Annotated in this window: 22 protein-coding genes; 9 read left to right on the top strand and 13 right to left on the bottom strand. The window is 38.9% G+C overall.

Going from position 1 to position 24749, the window contains the following annotated elements:
• Positions 1-23 precede the first annotated feature (23 nt).
• The 10 genes from JQC92_RS11765 to aroA form a co-directional block, all read right to left on the bottom strand.
• Positions 24-596 (bottom strand): cytochrome P460 family protein, encoded by a 573-nt coding sequence (locus JQC92_RS11765; protein WP_129947593.1) that lies wholly within the window; start codon positions 594-596, stop codon positions 24-26.
• Between the two features lie 120 nt (positions 597-716).
• Positions 717-1259 (bottom strand): DUF2058 domain-containing protein, encoded by a 543-nt coding sequence (locus JQC92_RS11760; protein ID WP_204999834.1) that lies wholly within the window; start codon positions 1257-1259, stop codon positions 717-719.
• Between the two features lie 27 nt (positions 1260-1286).
• Entirely contained in the window at positions 1287-2105 is an 819-nt protein-coding gene (locus JQC92_RS11755; protein WP_204999833.1) for an SDR family oxidoreductase, read from the bottom strand.
• 14 nt (positions 2106-2119) lie between these two features.
• The gene (pyrF, locus tag JQC92_RS11750; RefSeq protein WP_239480531.1) at positions 2120-2812 is read right to left on the bottom strand and encodes an orotidine-5'-phosphate decarboxylase; all 693 of its coding nucleotides are present in this window, start codon (positions 2810-2812) and stop codon (positions 2120-2122) included.
• Between the two features lie 39 nt (positions 2813-2851).
• Positions 2852-4012, bottom strand: coding sequence for a lipopolysaccharide assembly protein LapB (gene lapB, locus JQC92_RS11745; protein WP_204999832.1), 1161 nt, complete (start codon positions 4010-4012; stop codon positions 2852-2854).
• 1 nt (position 4013) lies between these two features.
• Entirely contained in the window at positions 4014-4289 is a 276-nt protein-coding gene (locus tag JQC92_RS11740) for a LapA family protein (RefSeq protein ID WP_129947598.1), read from the bottom strand.
• A 293-nt stretch (positions 4290-4582) separates the two neighbouring features.
• On the bottom strand, positions 4583-4870 hold the full coding sequence (gene ihfB / locus JQC92_RS11735; RefSeq protein ID WP_129947599.1) for an integration host factor subunit beta: 288 nt from the start codon (positions 4868-4870) through the stop codon (positions 4583-4585).
• Between the two features lie 66 nt (positions 4871-4936).
• Positions 4937-6604, bottom strand: coding sequence for a 30S ribosomal protein S1 (gene rpsA, locus JQC92_RS11730; protein WP_129947600.1), 1668 nt, complete (start codon positions 6602-6604; stop codon positions 4937-4939).
• A 108-nt stretch (positions 6605-6712) separates the two neighbouring features.
• Complete coding sequence (gene cmk, locus JQC92_RS11725) at positions 6713-7399, bottom strand: (d)CMP kinase (RefSeq protein ID WP_204999831.1); 687 nt, start codon at positions 7397-7399, stop codon at positions 6713-6715.
• A gap of 178 nt (positions 7400-7577) precedes the next feature.
• A complete protein-coding gene (aroA, locus tag JQC92_RS11720; RefSeq protein WP_204999830.1) occupies positions 7578-8867 on the bottom strand; it encodes a 3-phosphoshikimate 1-carboxyvinyltransferase in 1290 nt (429 codons plus the stop codon).
• A 214-nt stretch (positions 8868-9081) separates the two neighbouring features.
• Here aroA and JQC92_RS11715 point away from each other — a divergent pair, with 214 nt between their 5' ends.
• Both JQC92_RS11715 and mnmC2 read left to right on the top strand, forming a co-directional pair.
• Complete coding sequence (locus JQC92_RS11715) at positions 9082-10272, top strand: amino acid aminotransferase (RefSeq protein ID WP_204999829.1); 1191 nt, start codon at positions 9082-9084, stop codon at positions 10270-10272.
• Positions 10273-10325: 53 nt separating this feature from the next.
• Complete coding sequence (gene mnmC2 / locus JQC92_RS11710) at positions 10326-11021, top strand: tRNA (5-methylaminomethyl-2-thiouridine)(34)-methyltransferase MnmC2 (RefSeq protein ID WP_204999828.1); 696 nt, start codon at positions 10326-10328, stop codon at positions 11019-11021.
• Between the two features lie 23 nt (positions 11022-11044).
• On the opposite strand, the gene JQC92_RS11705 is transcribed toward mnmC2, so the two are convergent.
• From JQC92_RS11705 to gyrA, 3 genes are all read right to left on the bottom strand, one after another.
• Positions 11045-11953 (bottom strand): hypothetical protein, encoded by a 909-nt coding sequence (locus JQC92_RS11705; RefSeq protein ID WP_204999827.1) that lies wholly within the window; start codon positions 11951-11953, stop codon positions 11045-11047.
• Positions 11954-12267: 314 nt separating this feature from the next.
• Positions 12268-13359: a 3-phosphoserine/phosphohydroxythreonine transaminase gene (gene serC / locus JQC92_RS11700; RefSeq protein ID WP_204999826.1), complete on the bottom strand. Its 1092-nt coding sequence runs from the start codon at positions 13357-13359 to the stop codon at positions 12268-12270.
• A 71-nt stretch (positions 13360-13430) separates the two neighbouring features.
• A complete protein-coding gene (gene gyrA / locus JQC92_RS11695; RefSeq protein WP_204999825.1) occupies positions 13431-16127 on the bottom strand; it encodes a DNA topoisomerase (ATP-hydrolyzing) subunit A in 2697 nt (898 codons plus the stop codon).
• 347 nt (positions 16128-16474) lie between these two features.
• On the opposite strand from gyrA, the gene ubiG reads away from it, so the two are divergent.
• The 7 genes from ubiG to JQC92_RS11660 all read left to right on the top strand — a co-directional run bounded on the left by ubiG (position 16475) and on the right by JQC92_RS11660 (position 24048).
• Complete coding sequence (gene ubiG, locus JQC92_RS11690) at positions 16475-17185, top strand: bifunctional 2-polyprenyl-6-hydroxyphenol methylase/3-demethylubiquinol 3-O-methyltransferase UbiG (RefSeq protein ID WP_204999824.1); 711 nt, start codon at positions 16475-16477, stop codon at positions 17183-17185.
• Positions 17182-17847: an HAD family hydrolase gene (locus JQC92_RS11685; protein ID WP_204999823.1), complete on the top strand. Its 666-nt coding sequence runs from the start codon at positions 17182-17184 to the stop codon at positions 17845-17847. The genes ubiG and JQC92_RS11685 overlap by 4 nt, the downstream gene beginning before the upstream one ends.
• Positions 17848-18229: 382 nt before the next feature.
• Positions 18230-20518 carry a class 1a ribonucleoside-diphosphate reductase subunit alpha gene (nrdA, locus tag JQC92_RS11680; protein ID WP_204999822.1) on the top strand — a complete coding sequence of 763 codons (2289 nt, stop codon included), beginning with the start codon at positions 18230-18232 and terminating at the stop codon, positions 20516-20518.
• 92 nt (positions 20519-20610) lie between these two features.
• Positions 20611-21741 (top strand): class Ia ribonucleoside-diphosphate reductase subunit beta, encoded by a 1131-nt coding sequence (gene nrdB, locus JQC92_RS11675; protein ID WP_204999821.1) that lies wholly within the window; start codon positions 20611-20613, stop codon positions 21739-21741.
• Complete coding sequence (gene yfaE / locus JQC92_RS11670) at positions 21710-22033, top strand: class I ribonucleotide reductase maintenance protein YfaE (RefSeq protein ID WP_204999820.1); 324 nt, start codon at positions 21710-21712, stop codon at positions 22031-22033. The genes nrdB and yfaE overlap by 32 nt, the downstream gene beginning before the upstream one ends.
• A 169-nt stretch (positions 22034-22202) precedes the next feature.
• A complete protein-coding gene (locus JQC92_RS11665) occupies positions 22203-23015 on the top strand; it encodes a hypothetical protein (protein WP_204999819.1) in 813 nt (270 codons plus the stop codon).
• Between the two features lie 550 nt (positions 23016-23565).
• The gene (locus tag JQC92_RS11660; RefSeq protein WP_204999818.1) at positions 23566-24048 is read left to right on the top strand and encodes a hypothetical protein; all 483 of its coding nucleotides are present in this window, start codon (positions 23566-23568) and stop codon (positions 24046-24048) included.
• Positions 24049-24749: the final 701 nt, after the last annotated feature.

Genomic DNA, 24749 nt, shown 5'->3' with positions numbered 1-24749 from the left:
GGTGCGTAAATGCACCCTTTTTTTTATTTTCCTAAGTTTGTTTGTTGATCACCTTGTGTATACACCCAATCATTATCTTTCACCGGTAAATGACAGCCGTAGCAGTTATTAAAACCGCTTCCTTTCCAATTTGTTGTCGTTGATTTCATTGGGCTCTCATTTGTAAATAATGCCCACCCCCAACCTTCTCCCCAAGCTTTGTTGTTTTTAAATGTGTTTTTGGAATCTTTAACCATAACAAAAGTCACTTTAGGATTGGTTGCGAAATACCCCTTACCCGTGGTAAATGATTTATTAGTCGTACCAAAAACTCTTTTGACTAAAACAGTTCCATCTTTGAACTTTCCAGTCTTACGGAAAAAATCAAGAAACTGTTTTTGAATGTAAACTTGGTGTGCATCGAATGCTTGATGGTCTTTCGCATCTTGGACAAAGTAAGCACCAAGGTGACTCCATGTATCTTCGACATTTTTAGGATTTGAAATGTTACCATGAGCATCCACATAAGGGCTTAATTCTTGTGCTGCTATATGCGTAGAGAATAGTAACAATGCAGAGCTAACGAGAAGGTGTGAAAATGCAATCTGTTTAGACATAGCTTTTCCTTAACGAAAGTAAATATTATTCACTTCAAAATCGTAATACGAAAAGTATAGCTATGAAAAACAAATCTTGGATTAAAAAGAGCTACCTTATGTAGCTCTCAAATTAGACGATTACCACATTAAATCATCTGGAATGACATAATCTGCATATAAATCATCTTCTTCAACAACCTCAATATCTTCATTCTTTGTCGCTAAATACCCACACCATTGTGGAACTAATAAGTTGACTCGTTCAGCTAGCTTAAACGGTACAATAAATGTTTTGTCTTCGTGACGGACAATACCAAGCTTTGCATTGAGCAATTGCTTTTGTAATTCCTCGTTTATATAAACAGAATGTACTTTGTTCGCTAATGTATAGTTAAACTTAATTTCAGCGTCATTAGGAACAGAAATAGCTCGCCTGTTAAACTCTGTAATGAGTGAACGAACTTGCCCTTTTTCTGTCGCTTCAGCGAAGCGCTTCTCATTAAGTGCTTTATCTTTCTCAGCCTGTTCAAGTCGTTTTTGCTCAATTTCACGTTTTAAATCCGCTGAACCGTCATCAATTTTTTGTTTACGGTCACGACGCTTTTTAGTTTTAATATCGCGAACTTTCTGTTTACTTGCTAAACCAGCTTTTAAAAGCTGTTCTTGTAATGCATTTGCCATTGCTTCTTTCTCTCTAACTTTAACGCTCTAACTCGGCATTAATTTACTTAATTCTGCTAGCGCAACATTTGCCCCACCAAGAGACCAACCTCCATCTACAGGAATGACCGTACCTGTGACATAAGATGAGTATTCTGAGGCTAAAAAGAGTGCACAATTTGCGATATCATCTTTTTGACCATTTCGTCCTAATGGTACGCTTTTCGCCACATGCTTTTGAATTTGTTCACTAGGTGCTAAGCGGTTAAAACCCTCAGTACCTTCAATTGGGCCAGGTACAATTGAATTTATTCGAATACCTTCTCTGCCCCATTCTAATGCTAATGTACGCGTGAGCATATCAACACCTGCTTTCGCAGCACAAACGTGTGATTGCATTGGCATTGCAAGATAAGCTTGAGGAGCAGAGATTTGAATAATACTACCATGACCTCGGTGCATTATCGGATAAGCTTGCTTCAACACATGAAAACTACCGAGCAAATCAATATCCATAACTGACTTAAAGCCATTCTCACTGAGATCTTTAGCAAAGGCAGGGAAATTTCCTGCTGCACCGCTAACAAGTATATCGATCGTTGTTAACTTATCGGCAATGATGCTAAAACCTGCTTGGACTGCAGCCAAGTCTCTGACATCAAAGCTCACGCCAAAATGAGCTCCTGATGAATTGACTTTGGCGAGTTCAGCGACCGCAGCATCAATTTTTTCTTGATTTCTACTTGCGACAACAACATTTGCACCAGATTTAGCAAAGCTCAGTGCGATACCCAAATTAATGCCTGAAGTACCGCCAACTACTACAACATTTTTATCTTCGAAATTGAACATTGTTGTCTCCATCATGATTCATCGTGATACTAATTAATTGAGTGATAAATATCTTCAAGTGCTTTAAGTGGGTTTTCTGCTTTAGTTATCGGTCGACCAATTACTAAATGATCTGCACCAGCAGCGACGGCCTTTTGAGGAGTCATAATTCTGTGTTGATCGCCCGAATCAGTTCCTGCTGGTCTAATACCTGGTGTAACCAATTGAAAACCAGTGCCTAATTCTGCTTTTAGTGCTTTAGCTTCTTGTGCAGAACATACTACACCATCTAACCCTGCTGTCTTTGCTAGATTCGCTAGATGAACCACTTGTTCATCTGCTGTTTTGTTTACACCTATTAGCGGTAGTTCATCGTCAGACATAGAGGTAAGTACCGTAACCGCAACCAGTAAAGGTGCATCATTACCGTAAGGCGCTAACGCCGCTCTTGCAGCTTCCATCATAGCTTTGCCGCCAGATGCATGAACATTAACCATCCAAACACCTAACTCTGCCGCAGCTCGAACCGCTTTAGCAACTGTATTTGGAATATCGTGGAATTTTAAATCTAAAAATAGCTCGAAACCTTGAGCTTGAATTTCTTTGACTAAATCTGGACCAAATAGAGTGAACATCTCTTTGCCCACTTTTAAACGACACATTTCAGGGTTTAACTGACTCACTAATGCTAATGCATCAGCTTTATTATCATAATCTAAGGCAACTACAACTTTGTTGGTCATTATTATTCTCTTAGTAATCTATTTGTAGGGGGTTATTTTTTATTCACCATCCAAACCACGGATACGTTTGATTTTGCCCCAACACTTACATGATGGGCAATGCCAATACAGTGTATGTGAAGGAAAACCACATTGCTGGCAACGATAACTTGGACGGTAACGTATTTGCTGCTCAACTAACTTTTCTAACATGGTTAAACTTTGCTTAGCATCACCTTCCTCAGCCTGCTGTACATGAATGTGCATTAATTGCTTAAAGCCTTTCATTGTTGGGTGAGTATAAAGGGAGTCCAGTAATAATTGTTCAGCCTCATTGAGCTTTTCTTGTTCTTGGAGCAGAGTAACCAGTGCGATAGTTACAGAGGCTCCTGCACCTTTAGAAAGCGCCTCTTGCAAAAAGATCTTATAAGCTTTTAAATCGTCATTCTGCTTGAACGTTTCAAGTGCAACATCGAGTGAATCAGCAACCAGTTCAATGTCTGCATCCCATAGAACGTATAGAAACTTTTTAAAACTGCTGTAATCACCATCTGCACTGGATATTTTTATTAATTCCAATACGGCTCGACCACAATGATGGTCGTATTTTAGGGCCTGTTTTAACAACTTCACTCGAGTTGCAGGTTCTTTCGATTCAAGGCTAAGTTGGCAATAATAATGTGCTAGAACAGAAAGTTGAGCTTTTCTTTTCTCCTTAGACATACCTTTGATGACATTGATGGCCTTCCGCCACTCTTTAGTTGTCTGATATAAACTAATGAGAAAAGTTTCTGCTTCATCAGTGTCTTCTGCTTGTTCTATTAAACTCACAAGAATATCTTCAGCACGGTCATAAAATCCCGCCGCAAGATAATCTTTGGCAAGCGCAAGCATTGCAAGTTCGAGTAAATCAGTACTTAAGCTTGAACGCTCGATGAGCCCTTGATGAATTTTAATCGCACGATCAACTTCACCTCTGGTTCTAAATAATGCGCCAAGAGAAAGATGAGTATCAATATTACTGCTATCTTCATCCAAAGAATTAACTAATAAATCAACTGCTTTGTCTGATTCATTAGAAAGGATAAAGTTTAAACCTGTAAAATAATCTTTATTTATCGTTTTTTGTTTTTTTTGCTGCTGATGACGCATACTCCTTCTTCCCATATACCAACCATAACTGGCAGCAATAGGCAGCAGCAAGAACAAAACTTCTAACATATTATGTTTCGTCTTTTGTTGAAGTTACTTCTTCGAGTGAAGCTAATTTTTTGTTAGCACGGCGTAAAGTGACTCTCAGTTTTAATATTTGGTACCCAGCAAATAACCAACTGATGGTGAAACCTAATAAGAAAACAACCGCCAGTACCATAGGTAACTTGTATTCGCCTTTAGCGATAAAATAACTGATGGTGACCGTTTGTTCATTTTGAGCACCAAAAATTAATGCCAAAATAAAGCACAATGCAACAACAACTGTTATAAAAAATGATTTCACCTGTATCTCCGTGTTTGAAGTTGCTGGCTTTAGGATTAATTCACTTTCTGGTGCCCACAATCAGTTCACTACTTCATCTTCCTTCCAATTACATAGCATTGACTTAAAGCTCATGCTTTGCCTTGGATAGTGCGATATTGGAACACCCTAATGATTTAAAAACTTATCGACAGCGATTTACTGTGATCAACCTTAATATAAGATTATCTTTGAAAATATAAAATCATGCTAGTCAAAAGCCTGTTTTTAGACATAAAAAAACCTCCAACTGGAGGCTTTTTAATTAAAACGTTTTATATGTTGACTGCGTCAACACGTTCGCGCAGCTCTTTGCCAGGCTTGAAATGTGGCACATACTTGCCATCCAGTTCAACTGAAGTACCAGTTTTTGGGTTACGACCAGTACGAGGCGCACGAAAGTGAAGTGAAAAACTGCCAAATCCACGGATTTCGATACGATCTCCGCCTTCTAATGTATCAGCCATCTGCTCTAACATTTCTTTGACGGCATTTTCAACTTCTTTCGCCGAAAGCAGAGACTGCCTGCTGGCGAGTTTAATGATTAGTTCGGATTTTGTCATCCTAGCTATCCTCTTTTATCAAGCCAAACAACGTTAAGGGGAGCATTACTACTCCCCTTAAGCAATTTACTTACGAGCAGCTTTAAACGCTTCTGCCATTGCATTACTCATAACAGCATCATCTTGCTTGTTAACAGTCGCAAGTGCTTCTTTCTCTTCAGCTTCATCTTTCGCTTTGATAGATAGGCTGATAGAGCGGTTCTTACGATCAACGCCCATGAACTTAGATTCAACAGCATCGCCTACTGAGAATTCAGTTGATGCGTCTTCAATACGGTCACGAGAGATGTCAGAAACACGGATGTAACCTTCAACAGACTCAGCCAATTCAACTGTAACACCTTTAGCGTCAACTGCAGATACAGTACCATTAACAATAGTACCTTTCTTCTTGTCAGCCAAGTATGCATTGAATGGATCGTCTTCAGTTTGCTTAACGCCTAAGCTGATACGCTCACGCTCTGGGTCAACTGAAAGTACAACTGCGTTGATTTCGTCACCTTTCTTGTATTCAGATACAGCTTCTTCGCCTGTACCAGTCCAAGAAATGTCAGATAAGTGAACAAGACCGTCGATGCCACCGTCAAGACCAATGAAGATACCGAAGTCAGTGATAGATTTGATCTTACCGCTAACTTTGTCACCTTTTTGGTATTTTGAAGCGAAGTCATCCCATGGGTTAGTCTTACATTGCTTAAGACCAAGTGAGATACGACGACGTTCTTCATCGATGTCAAGAACAAGAACTTCAACTTCATCACCCAAGTTAACAACTTTAGATGGGTGGATGTTCTTGTTAGTCCAATCCATTTCAGAAACGTGAACAAGACCTTCAACGCCTTCTTCGATTTCAACGAAACAACCGTAGTCAGTTAGGTTAGTTACGCGACCAGTTAAACGAGTGTTCTCTGGGTAACGGTTGCTGATTTCTAACCATGGATCTTCGCCAAGTTGCTTAAGACCTAGTGATACACGAGTACGCTCGCGGTCATACTTAAGAACTTTAACGTTGATCTCGTCACCAACATTAACGATTTCTGATGGATGTTTAACACGCTTCCAAGCCATGTCAGTGATGTGTAATAGACCATCAACACCACCAAGATCAACGAATGCACCGTAATCAGTAAGGTTCTTAACGATACCTTTAACAGCTTGACCTTCTTGAAGGTTCTCAAGAAGAGCATCACGCTCTGCACTGCTTTCAGATTCGATAACAGCACGACGAGAAACAACAACGTTGTTGCGCTTCTGATCTAGCTTGATAACTTTAAATTCTAGTTCTTTGTTTTCTAGGTGAGCAGTGTCACGAACTGGACGAACGTCAACTAGAGAACCTGGTAAGAATGCACGGATACCGTTTAATTCAACAGTGAAACCGCCTTTAACTTTACCATTGATAACACCGATAACAGTTTCAGCGTCTTCGTATGCTTTTTCAAGAACAATCCATGCTTCATGACGTTTAGCTTTTTCACGAGACAATTGAGTCTCACCAAAGCCGTCTTCAACAGAGTCAAGAGCAACATCTACGTCATCACCAACTGCGATTTCAAGTTCGCCTGCAGCGTTCTTGAATTGTTCAGCTGGGATTGGAGATTCAGATTTCAAACCTGCGTCAACAAGAACCATACCGTTTTCGATAGCTACTACAGTACCACGTACAATAGAGCCTGGGCGGAATTCAAGTTGTTCTAGGGATTGTTCAAACAGATCAGCAAAAGATTCAGTCATTTTAAATTTACTTTTAAGTAATAAACCATGCTAGTCCTTAACATGGAGTCAGTTAATATCATTCACATCATCCTTGATATGAAGTCTTACCAAAATAAACAGAATTATCTATTTTGATAAATGCTTTTCAATGTGCTGTGAAACAATTTCAAGCACGTTATCTATATTAATACCCGTTGTATCAACAACTAAGGCATCATCAGCTGGTTTAAGTGGAGCAACAGCACGATTCATATCGCGGTCGTCCCGCTCTTTTATCTCAGCCAAAAGACGGTCGATTTTAACATCGAAGCCTTTGTCCCGCAACTGATTATAGCGACGTTCAGCTCTTTCTTCAGCCGATGCGGTTAAGAAAATTTTAACTGGCGCCTCCGGGAATACAACGGTTCCCATATCTCGACCATCTGCAATCAAACCAGGTTCAGTTTGAAATGCACGTTGTCTCCTTAAAAGTGCTTCTCGCACTCTTGGAAATGCCGCAATCTTTGAAGCAGCATTCGAACATTCTTGTGTTCTAATATCATTAGTGACTGATTCACCTTCTAACACTACTTTAATCGCATCACCGTCGTTGCCCGCTAAAAACTGAACATCAAGATGAGCGGCTAATAAACTGATAGCTTCTTCATTATCAAGTTCGACGTTATGATGAAGTGACGCCAATGCTAGAACTCGATAAATAGCACCACTATCTAATAATTGCCAGCCAAGCTTTTTAGCTAACAAATGACAAATAGTACCTTTACCTGCCCCACTTGGCCCGTCAATCGTAACTACAGGAGTCCGTTCAGACATAAATCCTCCAAAAGAATACATCATTCATGATAGTTAATTCTTAACATAGAACTAGATTTAGAAAATTTAGTTTAGTTCAAAAAAATACCCACGAAATTAAGCGCAGGCATTTTACATGATCATTCTTATAAAATCAGAAGATTTTAATAAAACAGCGTGTTATGTCACTGATTGTAGATTAATCACCATTTTTCACTAGCGTTTTCAATTCAGAAAAATATGTTGGAAATGTTTTCACAGTACAATCTGGGTCATTAATAGTTACACCTACACGATCAAAAGCTACTAATGAAAAGCACATAGCAATACGGTGATCATTATAAGTATCGATTTCTGCGTGCGTTATCTCTTTAGGTGCTGTAACTTCTATAAAGTCATAACCTTCAACGACTTTTGCACCGACTTTCTGCAGCTCAGTAGCCATTGCCGCTAATCGGTCAGTTTCTTTAATACGCCAGTTGTAAATATTACGGATTTTTGTCGTGCCTTTGGCAAATAATGCAGCCGTTGCAATCGTCATTGCAGCGTCAGGAATATGGTTGGCATCAAAGTCTACTGCTTTAAGCTCACCTTTCGAAGCTTTAATGTAATCTCTACCCCATTCGATTTTTGCGCCCATATCCTCAAGTACGTGTGCAAAACCAGTATCGCCTTGAATACTGTCTTTACCAACGCCCGTTACCTTAACGGTACCACCTTGAATTGCCCCAGCAGCTAAAAAATATGATGCCGAAGATGCATCACCTTCAACAAAAAACTCACGAGGTGATTGATAGGATTGACCACCTTTGATAATGAAGCGCTGATAACTTTCGTTTTCAACTTCAATTCCAAAACGAGCCATTAAGGCTAAGGTGATATCGATATAAGGTTTAGAAACTAATTCATCAATCACGTTAATAGTGATATCAGATTTAGCCATTGGTGCGGTCATCAACAAAGCCGTAAGGAATTGGCTAGATAAAGAACCAGAAATATTTACTTCGCCACCGTTTAATCCATCAGCTTCAATTTTTATTGGTGGATAGCCCTCATTTTTCAAATACTCAACTTGCGCCCCTAGTGGCAACAAAGCATCAACCAAATCTTTAATTGGACGCTCTTCCATCCTTGGTTCGCCGGTTAACACAAATTCGCCTTTACCTAACGTCAAAGCTGCACAGAGTGGTCGCATTGCTGTGCCAGCATTGCCAAGGTATAACTCTTGCGCATTTTCTGCGCTTAAACTCTTACCCAAGCCTTGAACTTCACAAACAGTATTGTTGTCGCTCAAATGGTAATTCACACCTAATTGCTTAAGTGCACGCAGCATATATCGAATATCATCTGAATCTAGTAAATTAGTAAGCTTAGTTGTGCCTTCAGCTAAAGCGGCTAAAAGAAGCGCACGATTAGAAATACTTTTAGAGCCAGGAATGTTGATCTCACCATTTACTTTGGTGATTTGATCTAACTTAAGTTGTTTCATATTCGATAATGTTTGTTAGATTAGAAACAGGAGAGCTTAAGAATCACCTATGTATTCTATAGGTGCAAGTGATTTGTAAACAATCAAGCACAATCTTTAGCCAGTCAGTTGTATTAATTATCTAATCGACAATAGAAGACCATCTATTAGCAAAAGATCGTATATGTTAAGCTTAGTGTAAATATGCACAATAAAAATATAGGTAACATTAAAGATGTTTGAAAACCTTAGCCCTTTACCTGCTGATTCCATTCTTGGATTACTCAACCAATATCGACAAGATCCTAACCCTTCCAAAGTTGATTTAGGTGTCGGTGTTTATAAAGATCCTCAAGGTCATACGCCAATTCTTGAATGTGTGAAAACGGCTGAAGCACATCGCCTTAAGACTGAAGAAACTAAAGTTTATATTGGTCCAACGGGATCACAAGATTTCAATAGCTTAATCACTGAACTTAATTTTGGTGCAGATCATCAAGTCATTGATTCAAACCGTGTACGTACTGTTTCCACTCCTGGTGGTACTGGCGCTTTACGTGTAGCAGCAGACTTCATCACCCGCTGTAAAAAAAATGCAGTGATTTGGGTAAGTGACCCAACTTGGGCAAACCATACAGGTTTATTTGAAACTGCGGGTTTAACCGTTAAAGTTTATCCGTATTACGATTACGACAACAAAACGCTCAAGTTCAATGAAATGATTGAATGCCTAAAGCAAGTCAGTAAAGATGACTTTGTGCTTTTACACGCATGTTGCCATAACCCTAGTGGTATGGACTTGACTAAAGCCCAATGGGATCAAGTTGTCGCACTAACGAGAGACGTTGGCTTTACTCCACTTATTGATATGGCCTACCAAGGCTTCGGTATTAATGAAGTTGAAGATGCATACGGTGTGCGTAAAATGGCTGCAGCTGTTGAAAATATGATTTTATGCAGCTCATGTTCTAAAAACTTTGGCTTATATCGTGAACGTATCGGTTCATGTTCCATTATTAGTAAAAATACTGCACAAGCTGATATCGCATTTTCTGTTTTACTCTATGTTGTACGTTGTTTATATTCAATGCCACCTGCACATGGTGCGGCTATTGTAGAAACGATTCTTGGCTCGTCTGAACTTAACCAACAATGGCTAGATGAATTAAAAGTGATGCGTGACCGTATCAACGGTAATCGTAAAATTTTAGTTGATGCATTACATGCTAAGCAAAGTGACCGTGATTTTAGCTTTATAGCCAATCAAAAAGGTATGTTTTCTTTCTTAGGTGTAAATCAAGCTCAAGTTACTCAATTAAAAGATGAGTTTAGTATATATATGGTCGACTCGAGTCGTATCAGTATCGCTGGCATCACTGAAGATAATGTCAGTTACATCGCAGATTCAGTAGCAAAAGTTATATAATTCCATTAATGAGAGGCTTTGGCCTCTCAAATTTAATTTAAATCCAGTTTTCCATGTCGAAAGTTGAATTATTACTTACTAAAGATGGTTCACATACGGTTTATAATAATAAACTCGATGAATCATACCATGCATATAACGGTGCCCTGACGGAGTCAGAATTCGTTTATATTGAAAATGGCTTTCGTTATTTTTTAGCCTCGAAGCAAACTCAATCACACACCCTAATTAGAATATTAGAATTCGGTTTTGGCACGGGCTTAAATACAGTCCTAACACTAAAAGAATCCATTCAATCTGGAATTCATATTGACTATGTATCCACTGAGCCTTGTCCTCTCCCATTCGATATCATTGACTCACTTAATCATGGAAAGATATTCAACAATGAACTTAATGTATATTTTTCAAAAATTCATCAAGCTCAGTGGAATACTGAAGAGCAGCTTACATCCAGTTTTCGACTGCATAAAGTAAAGTCAAAGCTAGAAGATTTACCTGAAACGACCTCACCTTTTGATATTATTTTTTATGATGCTTTTGCCCCAAGTAAGCAACCAGATGCATGGCACATCAAAACATTACAAAAGTGTAAGTCCTTGTTGAAAGATGATGGGTTGATTGTGACTTATTGTGCCAATGGTCAATTCAAGAGAGATCTCAAATCTCTTGGCTTTAAGCTCGACCAAATTGAAGGCCCAATGGGTAGAAAAGAGATGACGAGAGCATGGAAACAAAAAACTCTTTAATGACAGAAAGTAATACCTATTACTTACTTGAACACCTCATTAATTTCATGGGCATACTCTTCGACTAACGCACTATTTTGAAAGTCATCGTAAAGCCACATGAAGCCGCCCTTCACAGTATTTGGGCAATTCATTTTCCAATTTTTTAATTGTTCAGCAACTTCTTCGGGATTTTTCGTTGATGAAGATAATCCAGGATAAACTGCAACACCAAAGTCCCACGAACATGGGTCATTTCCAGTTCCGCCGTCATAAGCTTGTAAGTAAACTCTATCAACTGTGCCTGCTTTGTATTGATTAAGCTCTACAACTAAGCTTTTCCAGAACTCTTTTAATGCATATGGAACGATCGTAGTTTTAATTTCAAGATCTGCCAGCATTTTATGAAATGCCACAGATGACTCAAGATCATACTCTGATTCATCATCATTATTGAGTGCTACCAGTGAGGGAAATTTATCTTTCAGTGCTTTAAAATTCTTGTAAAGAATACTTCCTCTTCCTGTACCACAATATGCTTCAGAACAATTTACTAAAGCTTTGATATTCGAATAAGTCGGAGAGCCAGCGGCACTTAAGCCAAATTCGAGCCTTACAATACTGGAATCAGGCTCACTTAGGCTGTTGAGATTACTAGAATAGTTAGGATAAGTTTGGTTTCCTATATAAGCACCATCAGAAATAATAGCAAACTCTTCATTGAAATTTAAGTCACCATTTTCATGTACATGGATAGTCCAGTTGATGAGTGTCCCAAATCCTGATCTTTTTAGCTCAGGTAAAGAGGTTGAAGGTGTTATGTAAATGGGACCACCACCAAAAACTGCAGATGGTTTTTCTTCTTTTTTTAAGAATACATCAGTATCATCGCATCCTGCTAAAGTTACCCATATAAATAAAGAGAACAAACAAGTTTTAACTATAGTTTTCATTATCATTCAAATTAAATTAAAAAATCATATAAAAACTATAGCTAATAATTGAGAATACGTTAAATTATACCCATGATACCTGAAGATGCTCGATTTCAGCGAGAATGCACAGCTTGTTAATCAAGGCGACAGTGTGCGGCAATAGTGAGCTATTGTTAGCACTGGCAACACAGAGTAACACGCTGTGCAACTCGCACTGCGTGGACTTCTCAGCGACAATTCTTCTTTGTTACATTAGCTCGGAAGAATCCCGATATTCCTTCGCTAATGCGCCTCAAAGAATTGGCGCTGAGAAAGTCCTGAAACATGCATCTTCAAGTATCATGGGTATAGAACGTTTTTAAAAATGAAACAAGTTTTTCCACACCTGCTTTTGGCATCGCATTATAGATACTTGCACGCATACCTCCCACAAATCGATGACCTTTCAGTGCGACTAAATTTTCAGCTTCAGACTTTTTAATAAACTCATCACTTTGACTGTCATCATTAAGTTTAAAAGTCACATTCATTAATGAACGGTTATTTGCATGAACATCGTTATAAAAACCATTTACAGTATCAATAGCATCGTAGAGTAATGCGGCTTTATCACGATTATGCTTTTCGATTGCTTTTACACCACCTATTGACTTTAGCCATTTAAAGACTTCAGCTGCTAAGTACCAAGCGAAAGTTGGAGGTGTATTATACATTGACTCGTCTTTCACCTGAGCACGATAATCGTAGATCGTCGCCTGTGGTAAGAATGGCAGTTTCAACATATCATCTCGAACAATAGCAATCGATAAACCTGATGGACCTATGTTCTTTTGCGCTCCCGCATAGATAACTGCAAACTTTGAAACATCCATTTCACGAGATAGGATGTTCGACGACATATCTGCAATAACAGGCCATGGACAATCAATATCATCAAAAATTTCGATACCATCTACTGTTTCATTAGGGCAATAATGTAAATATCGATAATCGCCGTCTATTTCATCGAAATCTGGCAGCTCTACCTGACTACAGCCGTTAACCTTATTAACGATATCAATCGAATCGATTTGCACATCTGATGTTAATCGTTTTGCTTCATCTTCTGCAATTCTTGACCAAATTCCTGAGTTTAAATATAGGGCTTTACCACCATTACCAAGAAAATTATTCACAACAGCAGCAAACTGAGCCCGACCACCACCATGCATAAATAATACATGGTAATTATCAGGAATATTCATCAGTTCACGTAAATCTAATTCCGCTTGTATTGCAAGAGCTTTAAAAGGAGCACCTCGGTGGCTCACTTCCATTACTGATGTACCGAGTCCATTCCAATCTAAAAGTTCTGATTGTGCCTTTTTTAAAACTGGCTCTGGGATCATTGCAGGACCAGCACAGAAATTGAAAACCTTAGTCATTCCTTTACCTCATTGTTCTATTTCAGGTAAAAAAAGAGCGCCAAACAAGGCGCTCTTTAATTGTAGATTACTTATTCTTCTGGGGTAGTTCCTGTTGAGTCACTTTCAGTTGATGCTTCAGTGTTTTCAGCTTCTGTTACTTCGCCTTCAATACCTTCACCTTCAAGCTCTTCATCATCAGTTTGTATTTCATCAATACGTTGTAAACCAACGACACTCTCACCCTCAGCAGTACGAATGATGGTAACACCTTGCGTATTACGGCCAATGGTAGAAACACCTTCAGCTGGAGTTCTAACAAGGGTTCCTTTATCACTGATCAACATGATTTCATCATGGCCAGTAACTTGAACAGCACCAACAACATCGCCGTTACGTTCGCTAACCTTGATAGACACTACGCCTTTCGTCGCACGGCTCTTAGCAGGATACTCACTTAATACTGTTCTCTTACCATAACCATTCTCAGTTACGGTTAAGATGTCACCGTCATCTTTAGGAACAATTAATGATACAACTTTCTGGCCATCTTCGAGCTTAATACCACGAACACCAGTCGCTGTACGTCCCATCGGACGAAGGGATAGTACCTCATCACCCGTTTCAGGATCACGCTTCACTTCACCCGTTTCATGGTCACGAACTTTTTCGCCGAAACGAACGACTTTACCGGCGTTAGAGAACAACATAATTTCATCGTCACCCTCGGTAATATCAACACCAATCAATTGGTCATCATCTCGTAGGTTAACAGCAATAATACCGTTAGAGCGAGGGTTACTGTATGCCGTCAACGCAGTTTTCTTAATGGTACCGTGAGCGGTTGCCATCACAATATACTTGTCTTCAGAATATTCACGCACAGGCAAAATTGCCGTAATACGCTCACCATCTTGAAGAGGCAATAAGTTAACAATTGGGCGTCCACGAGCAGTACGGCTCGCTAAAGGTAATTGATAAACTTTTAACCAATACATCTTACCGAAGTCAGAGAAACACAAAATCGTATCGTGAGTATTGGCAACTAGCAGCTTCTCAACGAAATCTTCGTCTTTCACTTTTGTAGCCGCTTTACCCTTACCACCACGACGTTGGGCTTGGTAATCCGTTAGCGGTTGATACTTCGCATATCCCGTATGAGATAACGTAACAACAACATCTTCTTCGTTAATCAAGTCTTCAAGACTCATATCAACTTCGTTTTGATTAATTTCAGTGCGACGTTCGTCACCAAACTCAACAATTACTTGCTCAAGCTCTTCTTTAATCACTTCCATCAAACGTTGTGGACTACGAAGAATGTGTAACAAGCCAGCAATTAGTTCCAACAGTTCTTCATATTCAGCAATGATTTTGTCATGTTCAAGACCGGTTAAACGATGCAAACGAAGCTCAAGAATGGCTTGTGCTTGTTGCTCAGTTAGATAGTATTGACCATCACGAATGCCATACTCATCTTCAAGCCATTCAGGTCTCGCAGCATCATCACCAGCTTTTTCAAGCATGCCTTTAACATCACCTAACGCCCAACCTTGTGCAATAAGCTTTACTTTCGCTTCAGCAGGAGTTGGAGAGTTTTTGATTAACTCAATAATAGGATCAATGTTTGAAAGAGCTACAGCAAGCGCTTCAAGAATGTGAGCTCTGTCACGAGCTTTACGTAATTCGTATACTGTACGACGCGTTACCACTTCACGACGGTGAAGAACAAACGCTTCAATCATTTCTTTTAGGTTAAATAACTTTGGCTGACCATTTGTCAATGCAACCATGTTAATACCAAAAGAACTTTGCATTTGAGTTTGTGCGTATAAGTTATTTAAAACAACTTCACCAACTTCACCACGTTTAATCTCAATAACAATACGCATGCCGTCTTTATCAGACTCATCGCGTAGGCCACTGATCCCTTCAATTTTCTTATCTTTAACCAACTCAGCAATCTTTTCGATTAAACGTGCTTTGTTAACTTGATATGGGATTTCAGTAACAATAATGGTTTCTTTACCATTATCTGCAGTTTCAACGGTGGCAAGTGAACGCATTACTGCACGACCACGGCCTGTTTTGTAAGCATCAATAATGCCTTTTCGACCATTAATAATCGCAGCAGTTGGGAAATCAGGGCCTGGAATGTATTCCATCAATTCATCGATGGTAATTTCAGGATTTTCAATAAGGGCTAAACACCCTTGCACAACTTCATTTAAGTTGTGTGGTGGGATGTTGGTTGCCATACCAACCGCAATACCTGATGAGCCATTAATCAATAGATTAGGAACTCTTGTCGGTAAAACAGCTGGAATAAATTCTGTACCGTCATAGTTTGGTACGTAATCGACGGTTTCTTTATCTAAATCTGCTAATAAAGCATGCGATAACTTCTTCATTCGAATTTCGGTATAACGCATTGCCGCTGCAGAATCTCCATCTACAGAACCGAAGTTACCTTGACCGTCTACTAATGTGTAACGCATTGAGAATGGCTGAGCCAAACGAACGATTGTGTCATAAACTGCTGAATCACCATGAGGGTGATACTTACCGATCACATCACCAACGACACGTGCAGACTTCTTATAAGGTTTATTAAAGTCGTTCTTTAATTCGTTCATTGCGAATAGAACACGACGATGCACAGGCTTTAAGCCATCTCGTACATCAGGTAGTGCTCTACCTACAATTACACTCATCGCATAATCGAGATATGAAGTTTTTAATTCATCTTCAATATTAATTGGCGAAATAGATGATGCCAGATCAGTCATAAACCGCTCGCTCTCCTGATATTTTGCTGACGACACTTGCTTCCGTGTCACTGTCGAGCCCAAAAATTAATTTATAGTCGTACTTTACTAACTTAGTGTACTTATTAACAGTACAAGAGACTCATTCTAACACAGTTATTTAAAGCTGCTAGACCTGAAAGTATTACAAAAGACCAGATATTGACCGAATTACCTGCAAGTCTTATAAAGTCTTGCTTTAACGTTAAAAATTCTTTGATTAACTGCTTATATTTCGAACTATTTAGTCACGAGTTACTTTCAATAAATTCCATATATAGGTATATAATGTGTCTTTCTATTTAGCATCGCTTAAAACAGGCTTGAACATGCAAAACAATCAAAATGTAGATCAGGAAGAAATCGCTAAGTTCGAAAGTATGGCGGCAACATGGTGGGATCCAAACGGTGAGTTCAAGCCACTGCATTTATTAAACCCACTTCGCCTAAATTATATTGACGAAAAAGCCCAAGGTCTTTTCGGTAAGCAAGTTCTTGATGTTGGCTGTGGTGGCGGTATTCTTTCAGAGTCAATGGCGAAGTTGGGAGCTAAGGTTCAAGGACTTGATATGGGTACAGAACCATTAGAAGTTGCTCGTCTTCACGCTCTCGAAAGCCAAGTAGAAATTGAATACTTGCAAATCACTGCTGAAGAGCATCGTGAAAACCATCGTGAGCATTATGATGTCATTACATGTATGGAGATGCTTGAGCATGTTCCTGAACCACTTTCTGTTGTTCAAGCGTGTTGCGATATGGTGAAACCTGGTGGATTTGTATTTTTCTCGACGATTAATCGTAATATAAAGTCATACATTCAAGCGATTGTTGGAGCTGAGTACGTTCTAAAAATGCTTCCTGTTGGTACTCATGATCATTCAAAATTCATTAAGCCTTCGGAGCTCATTAAATTAGCAGAACATACAGAGTTAAGTTGTTTTGATGCCTTAGGTGTTAAATATAACCCTCTTACTGAAGTCTTTAGCTATACCAATAGCCTAGACGTTAATTACATGATTGCTTGCCAAAAAGCCTTATGAATACCAACACAAAAATAGCCGGAATACTGTTCGATTTAGACGGTACTCTTGTTGATACCGCGCTTGATTTAGTTCATGCATTAAACCTGAGTTTACAGGAACATGGCTTTACACCTTGTGATGAGACCAAGTTGAGACCCGCTGCTTCTCATGGCAGTCTAGTCATGGTACAAACAGCGTTGCCAGATCAAACAGAGAGTGTTCATTTTGATGTGCGTTTGAGCATGCTAAGTCATTATCAACAGGTTAATGGTGATAAAGGCAGACTATTTAAAAACTTAGATAAATTTTTAGAATTACTCACATCTATTGATATCCCTTTTGGTATTGTAACGAACAAGCCCGCAAGATTTACTCGCACGCTGACCAACAAACTGAATTTAACTCATAAACTAAAATGTATTGTATCTGGTGACAGTACAAAAGTTCAGAAACCTGAGCTTGCTCCCATGCTTTTAGCTGCACAACAACTTGAATGTAAACCTGACAATATTTTATACCTAGGTGATGCTCAAAGAGACATTGATGCAGCGAATAATTCGGGTATGATCTCGGTGCTTGTTGAATGGGGATATATTGGTGAAAAAGACACCCCTGAGAGTTGGAATGCCGATCTTTCGATCAAAGATCCCCTTGATCTTTTACCATTGTTTAAAAACTAAAACTTTGTGTTTAACAAAATTTTAACTTATTAAAAAATCTATTTTTTTAGCGTAAATTATCGACGATAGTATTGCAGCGTTTTACTGGGAAAAGGTCTGGGGTTAGCCGTTACTAACTGTAAGAATTACACTCAAGTTATCCACAAGATAACCCCAACATATACTACTTGCAAAATGAGTCAAACCTCACTATCTTGTATCTAATGAAAACATAAACACTATATCTTGTGTAGTAGACTTAATCGAGCACCTAGAGTTGTGGTTGTAAAAAACGCCAAATCCCGCATATTGCCTTAACTCGCCAATGGTATTGCAGCTTGAAAGATTTACATGGGCACCCAGCAGTCTTGCTGATAGATATACGAACCAAGGCACATCTTAAATGAACAGCAATTTAACAGTAACTAAACGAAGTGGTGAGAGAGAAAGGATCGATCTCGATAAGATCCACCGCGTAATTACGTGGGCAGCCGAAGGGTTGAACAATGTATCAGTTTCTGAAGTAGAACTTCGTTCTCATCTCCAGTTTTTTGATGGTATTCCTACAGAAGCAATTCATGAGACTATCATCAAGGCAGCGGCAGATTTAATCTCTCCGCAAACGCCTGATTACCAATTTTTAGCTGCTCGTTTAGCAATTTTCCATTTGCGTAAAAAAGCATTTGGTCAATTTGAGCCACCAAAATTATATGACCAAATTACTCGTCTGGTTGACTTAGGTAAGTACGATAAGCACATTTTAGAAGACTATACTCGTGAAGAGATAGATGAGATGGGCAGCTATATCGATCATTGGCGTGATATGAACTTCTCTTATGCAGCCGTTAAGCAATTAGAAGGGAAATATCTGGTTCAAAACCGAGTATCTAACGAAATTTATGAAAGCGCTCAGTTCCTATACATACTCGTAGCTGCTTGCTTATTCTCACGCTATCCAAAAGATACGCGTCTTGATTTCATCAAGCGTTTCTATGATGCGGCATCACAATTCAAAATTTCATTACCAACACCAATCATGGCTGGTGTACGTACACCTACTCGTCAGTTCAGCTCATGTGTACTGATCGAATGTGATGATAGCCTAGATTCAATCAATGCAACTTCTTCGGCAATCGTTAAATATGTGAGCCAACGTGCTGGTATTGGTATTAATGCGGGTCGTATCCGTGCGCTTGGTAGCCCAATCCGTGGTGGTGAAGCATTTCACACTGGTTGTATTCCATTCTACAAGCACTTCCAGACTGCCGTTAAGTCTTGCTCACAAGGTGGAGTTCGTGGTGGTGCCGCTACCCTATTCTACCCAATCTGGCACCTAGAAGTTGAGTCATTGCTTGTTCTTAAGAACAACCGTGGCGTTGAAGATAACCGTATTCGTCACCTAGATTACGGCGTTCAAATCAACAAAACCATGTACTCTCGTTTGATTAAAAAGCAAAACATTTCATTGTTTAGTCCTTCTGACGTACCGGGTTTATACGATGCATTCTTTGAAGATCAAGATGAATTTGAACGTCTTTATACAAAGTATGAAGCAGACACAAGCATTCGTCGTCAGACCATTAAAGCTTCAGAGTTATTCTCTCTTCTAATGCAAGAGCGTGCGTCAACAGGCCGTATTTACATTCAAAACGTAGATCACTGTAATACACACAGTCCATTTGACTCTAAAGTTGCTCCGGTACGTCAATCCAACTTATGTCTTGAGATTGCGCTACCAACTAAGCCTTTAAGCAATATTGATGATCCAAATGGTGAGATTGCACTTTGTACGCTTTCTGCACTTAACTTAGGTGCAATTGATGACTTATCTGAAATTGAAGAGTTATCTGACTTAGCAGTACGCGCACTGGATAACCTACTTGATTATCAAGATTACCCAATTAAGTCTGCAGAATTGGCTTCAATGAACCGTCGTACGTTAGGTATTGGTGTGATTAACTTTGCAAATTATCTTGCAAAGAACAACATGAAATACTCAGACGGCAGTGCAAATAACCTCACGCATAAGACATTTGAAGCGATTCAATTCTACCTATTGAAAGCGTCAATGAACTTGGCAAAAGAATACGGAGCTTGTCCATTATTTAATGAGACAACCTATTCAAAGGGTATTCTTCCGATTGATACTTACAAGCGTGATTTAGACAAAGTATGTTCTGAAGAGCTGCATTTAGATTGGGAAACATTACGTACCGAAATTCAAACACACGGTCTACGTAACTCAACACTTTCAGCATTAATGCCTTCAGAGACTTCATCGCAGATCTCTAACGCAACAAATGGTATCGAGCCTCCACGCGGCTTGATCAGTGTAAAGGCCAGTAAAGATGGTCAGTTAAAACAAGTAGTACCAGATTTTGATGAACTAAAAGACAAGTATGAATTGTTATGGCAAATGCCTAACAACGAAGGTTACTTGCAGCTTGTTGGTATTATGCAAAAGTTTGTCGACCAAGCGATTTCTTCAAACACAAACTATGATCCAGCGAAATTTGCAGATCGTAAAGTACCTATGCAAGCGTTATTAAAGGATTTATTGACCGCATACAAATTAGGTGTCAAAACGTTGTATTATCATAACACCCGAGATGGAGCATCGGATCAGCTTGATGATATTACCAGCGTTGAAGAAGAAGATGACGGCTGCGCTGGCGGTGCATGTAAGATCTAATTCTTATATTGGATTACCCAAGTAGTTTGGGTAATCCCTAATTTACCAAATTAGTTTAAAAATCGGGCTTGTCCCGCTTGGAAACAGAACTCATGACCTATAGTACTTTTTGTCAAACACCTAACGATGCAACAAAAGAACCAATGTTCTTTGGACAACCTGTAAACGTTGCCCGTTACGACCAACAAAAATATGAAGTTTTTGAAAAGCTAATTGAAAAGCAGTTATCTTTTTTCTGGCGTCCTGAAGAAGTTGACGTAAGTAAAGACAAAATTGATTACACAGCCCTGCCTGATCATGAAAAACACATTTTCATTTCAAATTTAAAATATCAAACTCTACTCGATTCTATTCAAGGTCGTTCACCAAACGTGGCGTTTTTGCCTCTTGTATCGATTCCTGAGTTAGAAACTTGGATTGAAACATGGTCTTTCTCAGAAACCATTCACAGTCGTTCATATACACATATTATTCGTAATATTGTTAATGACCCTTCATTAGTTTTTGATGATATCGTTGTTAACCAAGAAATCTTAAAACGTGCGACCGATATTTCGGCCTACTACGATCATTTAATTAAACTGACTCAAGTTTATGAATTGTTCGGTGAAGGCACACATCGTATCGACGGCGAAGATGTTTCAGTCAGCTTGCGACAACTCAAGAAAGCACTTTACCTTTGTATGATGTCCGTCAATGCACTTGAAGCAATCCGCTTCTATGTGAGTTTTGCTTGCTCATTTGCGTTTGCTGAACGCAAGCTTATGGAAGGTAATGCGAAAATTATCCGTCTGATTGCACGTGATGAAGCTTTGCACCTTAACAGTACACAACACATTCTCACCATTATGCAATCTGAGAAAGAAGATCCAGAAATGGCGGAGATTGCAAAAGAATGTGAACAAGAAGCTTACGATTTATTTTTTAAAGCAGCTGAGCAAGAAAAAGAATGGGCTGAATACCTCTTTAAAGATGGTTCAATGATTGGTATGAACAAAGAAATTCTTTGCCAGTATGTTGAATACATCACTAACCAACGCATGAAAGCGGTAAACCTTGATCAACCTTATGAGCAAACGTCTAACCCGCTTCCATGGATGAAAAACTGGTTAGAAAGTGATGCAGTTCAAGTTGCACCACAAGAAGTTGAAGTATCTTCTTATCTCGTTGGCCAGATCGATTCATCAATTGATGAAAGTGAGTTCGAAGACTTTGATTTATAAAAAAGCGCCCATTGTCAGTTTACAAGGTCAACCGGTTCTACTTTTTAATGAACAAACGACCTTACTCAATGCGCTTGAATCAAAAGCAGTAGATGTGTTTTCTGAGTGCCGCAGTGGATTTTGCGGTGCTTGTAAAACCAAAATAAACAGCGGAGAGGTTTCTTATATTCATGAACCTCTCGCCAGTTTAGAAGAAGGCGAATGCCTCCCCTGCTGCTGCAAACCTCAATCTGACTTAGATCTAGACATTCCTCATGGCCGTTTAGAAGAATCGAGTAAAAAAGCAGATTAAAATTTTAATAAAGGAAGTCAATCTTACTCAAAGAATGACTGCCTTTTTAATTTTACGTTACTCCCAAATTTTTCCATCAAATGCTCCGCCATTTCAATTGTCTTATTTTTTAATCATTGTTAACCTAACCCCATCAAATTTAGAGTTTTTATACTACTGCGGAGTAAAGATGAAACGGACATGGACTTTGTCGACATTAATGGCTTTTGCACTTTTGGGTTGCAGTGAGGATACTCATAACCTATCTAACAATAATAATCGCCCTGCTAGCCAATGCTCTGATGAAGATATGTATCGATATGATAATCGACGCTTACGTGATCACAATGGCATATACAAAGGCATAGATTCAGACTCTATTCTCACCGTAGACGAAAATGATGGTCTTCGAATCATTGATTTTGGTGAACGTTTTACCGCCGATATAGGTCCAGTAATTGGAACTAATGCTGAAGATTTATTTGTCTGTGGTGGCAACGCCTATCAATTCAGTAACGATGAACACATCCCTAAATCATTAATCGACGAACGCTCTGTCGTTAACGTCAACTTTCAAAACGATCAAGGAACCATCTCAGGCACACTGCAAGATGATTTTGAAGATATTGGCCAATCGATAAGCCATCGCTTTGAAAAACAAAATTATTTCATCGAACTTAATGAATTGGCTGGAACTTATAATGAAGATGACGCTACCTTAACCATATCATCAAATGGCCGAATCACAGGGTCTGGTTTTGACGGTGTTTTTGAGGGCTGTGTGTTACGGGGTAAATTAAGCCTTGAAGACATCGATTATGGGTTTTATCGCGGAGCTATTGAATTCATGAATTGCAAACATGCCGTTCACGATGCGCCATTGGTTTATGTAGAAGGTCAAGGCAGTTCAGTCTTTGTTTTTGGATATCGTACAGATTCTGGACGTAAAACCGTTATTGATTTAGCCACAGACCGAGGGTATTTGTTTCAGAAACGATTTTAACCGCTTCAACCTAGAAAACTCAGTTGGGTACGTTCTCAAGCAGAGAAATTAGCGTTAGCAAGGCAGAGAGCGTGCAGCAAGTAGTTATTCTACTTGCAAATGTTCTAACGCAGATAACGGCAATTTGGGCCAGCTTGTGAGCGTAGAGCAATTCACCCAAGAGGTAATAACATTAAATCCACACTAAACGACGAAGAGCCTTATTTTCTTTCATAAGTTTAAAAAATGATTTAGCGTTCAACTGAGTTTTTTAGGTGAAAAGAACACTCAGCTTAAATCATTAGTTTGAACTTCATAATTAATTTAAAATTCAAAAAAATCGCATGGTTATTTATACAGTAATTGAAAAATTCCTCATTTCCACCGGAAAAAAGGATTAATTCCCGCTTTCACTCACGTAGTATTTTTATTGATATTCTGTTAGTGATTGAAATCATGAAGTTATTCATGTTATTTTGGTTACATTAAAAAAATAGAAAAGGAAATGGTCTGATGTGTAAAAGCAGGATTTTTTCCTTCTAATAAGCTGTTAGTTTGCACAGATATATTCATGAAACTTTTTATCTTAATACTTGTTTTAATGTTTTCTAAAATTGCTATGAGCAATGAATTTCAATTGATAACTGAAAGTGAAGCAGTTGAAATTGAAAACACTTTAGAAGCTGGTTCAGTTGAATCAGATGAACTTACGAAATCAATAGATATCGGAAATGGGGTTTCTACATCTTATTCATTTTCCATTACATCTAAGGGTAATGGTGGTATTGACCTACTAGGGACAACTCTAAAGCTTTATGATCAACATGATGATTCAATCTATATCAAAGGTGGTTTATTACAAAGCCACTTGGTTGACTTAAATGATGATGGTTATTTAGATATACTACTTAAAGGTATAGCTATCTATACTGGCGAAAAAGGTGACTTAAATGAAGAGAGACCTGTCAAAGCTATTTTGCACTATTCTCCAACTTTAAATGTTTACAATGTTGTAAGTAAAAGTGAAGAAATAGGTATATGGTTAGCAAACTAACAAGCGCTTCAACAAAGACAAATACTGGTTGGCTCCTACGCTGCGCTTCGGATTATAGCCAACCAGCATTTGCCTGTTAAGCGGGCGTTATGTGTCATTTATGACACGTACATATTTACCTCTTTCCCTGAAATGCAAAGATTTGTTTGTTAACCCTCTGATTTTTATGTAAAGTATTCCCTTCTTTTATGAGTAGCCTTAGATGCTCATATTTGGCCTTGGTTAAGTGTCACCACCAAGTCAGATAAGTGTAGGCACAACTACTAATAAGAGGTGTTCAATTTGTCGCAGGATGTTATCAAAGAGGTTTTAAGTTTTTCAGGGTTACTAATGTATTTGGGATTCTATGCACTTTCCCCAGAGACATTTATGTATACCAGCCCTGTCATCATCGCCTACTTTCGTCGTAAATAATCCCCTGTTGTAGATTGTCAATGAGAATACTTTTTCTTAGGCTGGTTATTCCGTACCTAGCTATACCACTGAGGACAGTGATGCAGGAAAGATACAATGTAACCTTCTTCGAAGTCAGTAAACGGATTTGCTGGTCTTCGAGTAGTTCCTAATTAACAAACACATAATCGGGTAGCCGAGGGTCTCTAACCCTCAGCCCCCACACCACCCTGCATGCGGCTCCGCACAGGGCGGTTCATTTAGCTCCTCTTTAAAGGGTAATGTACAGCTATCCATCCTTCTTTAAG

This window comes from Parashewanella hymeniacidonis, assembly GCF_016900895.1.
Lineage (GTDB): Bacteria > Pseudomonadota > Gammaproteobacteria > Enterobacterales > Shewanellaceae > Parashewanella > Parashewanella hymeniacidonis.
The sequence above is the reverse complement of the archived record's forward strand: the minus strand, read 5'-3'. Positions and strand labels throughout refer to the sequence as shown.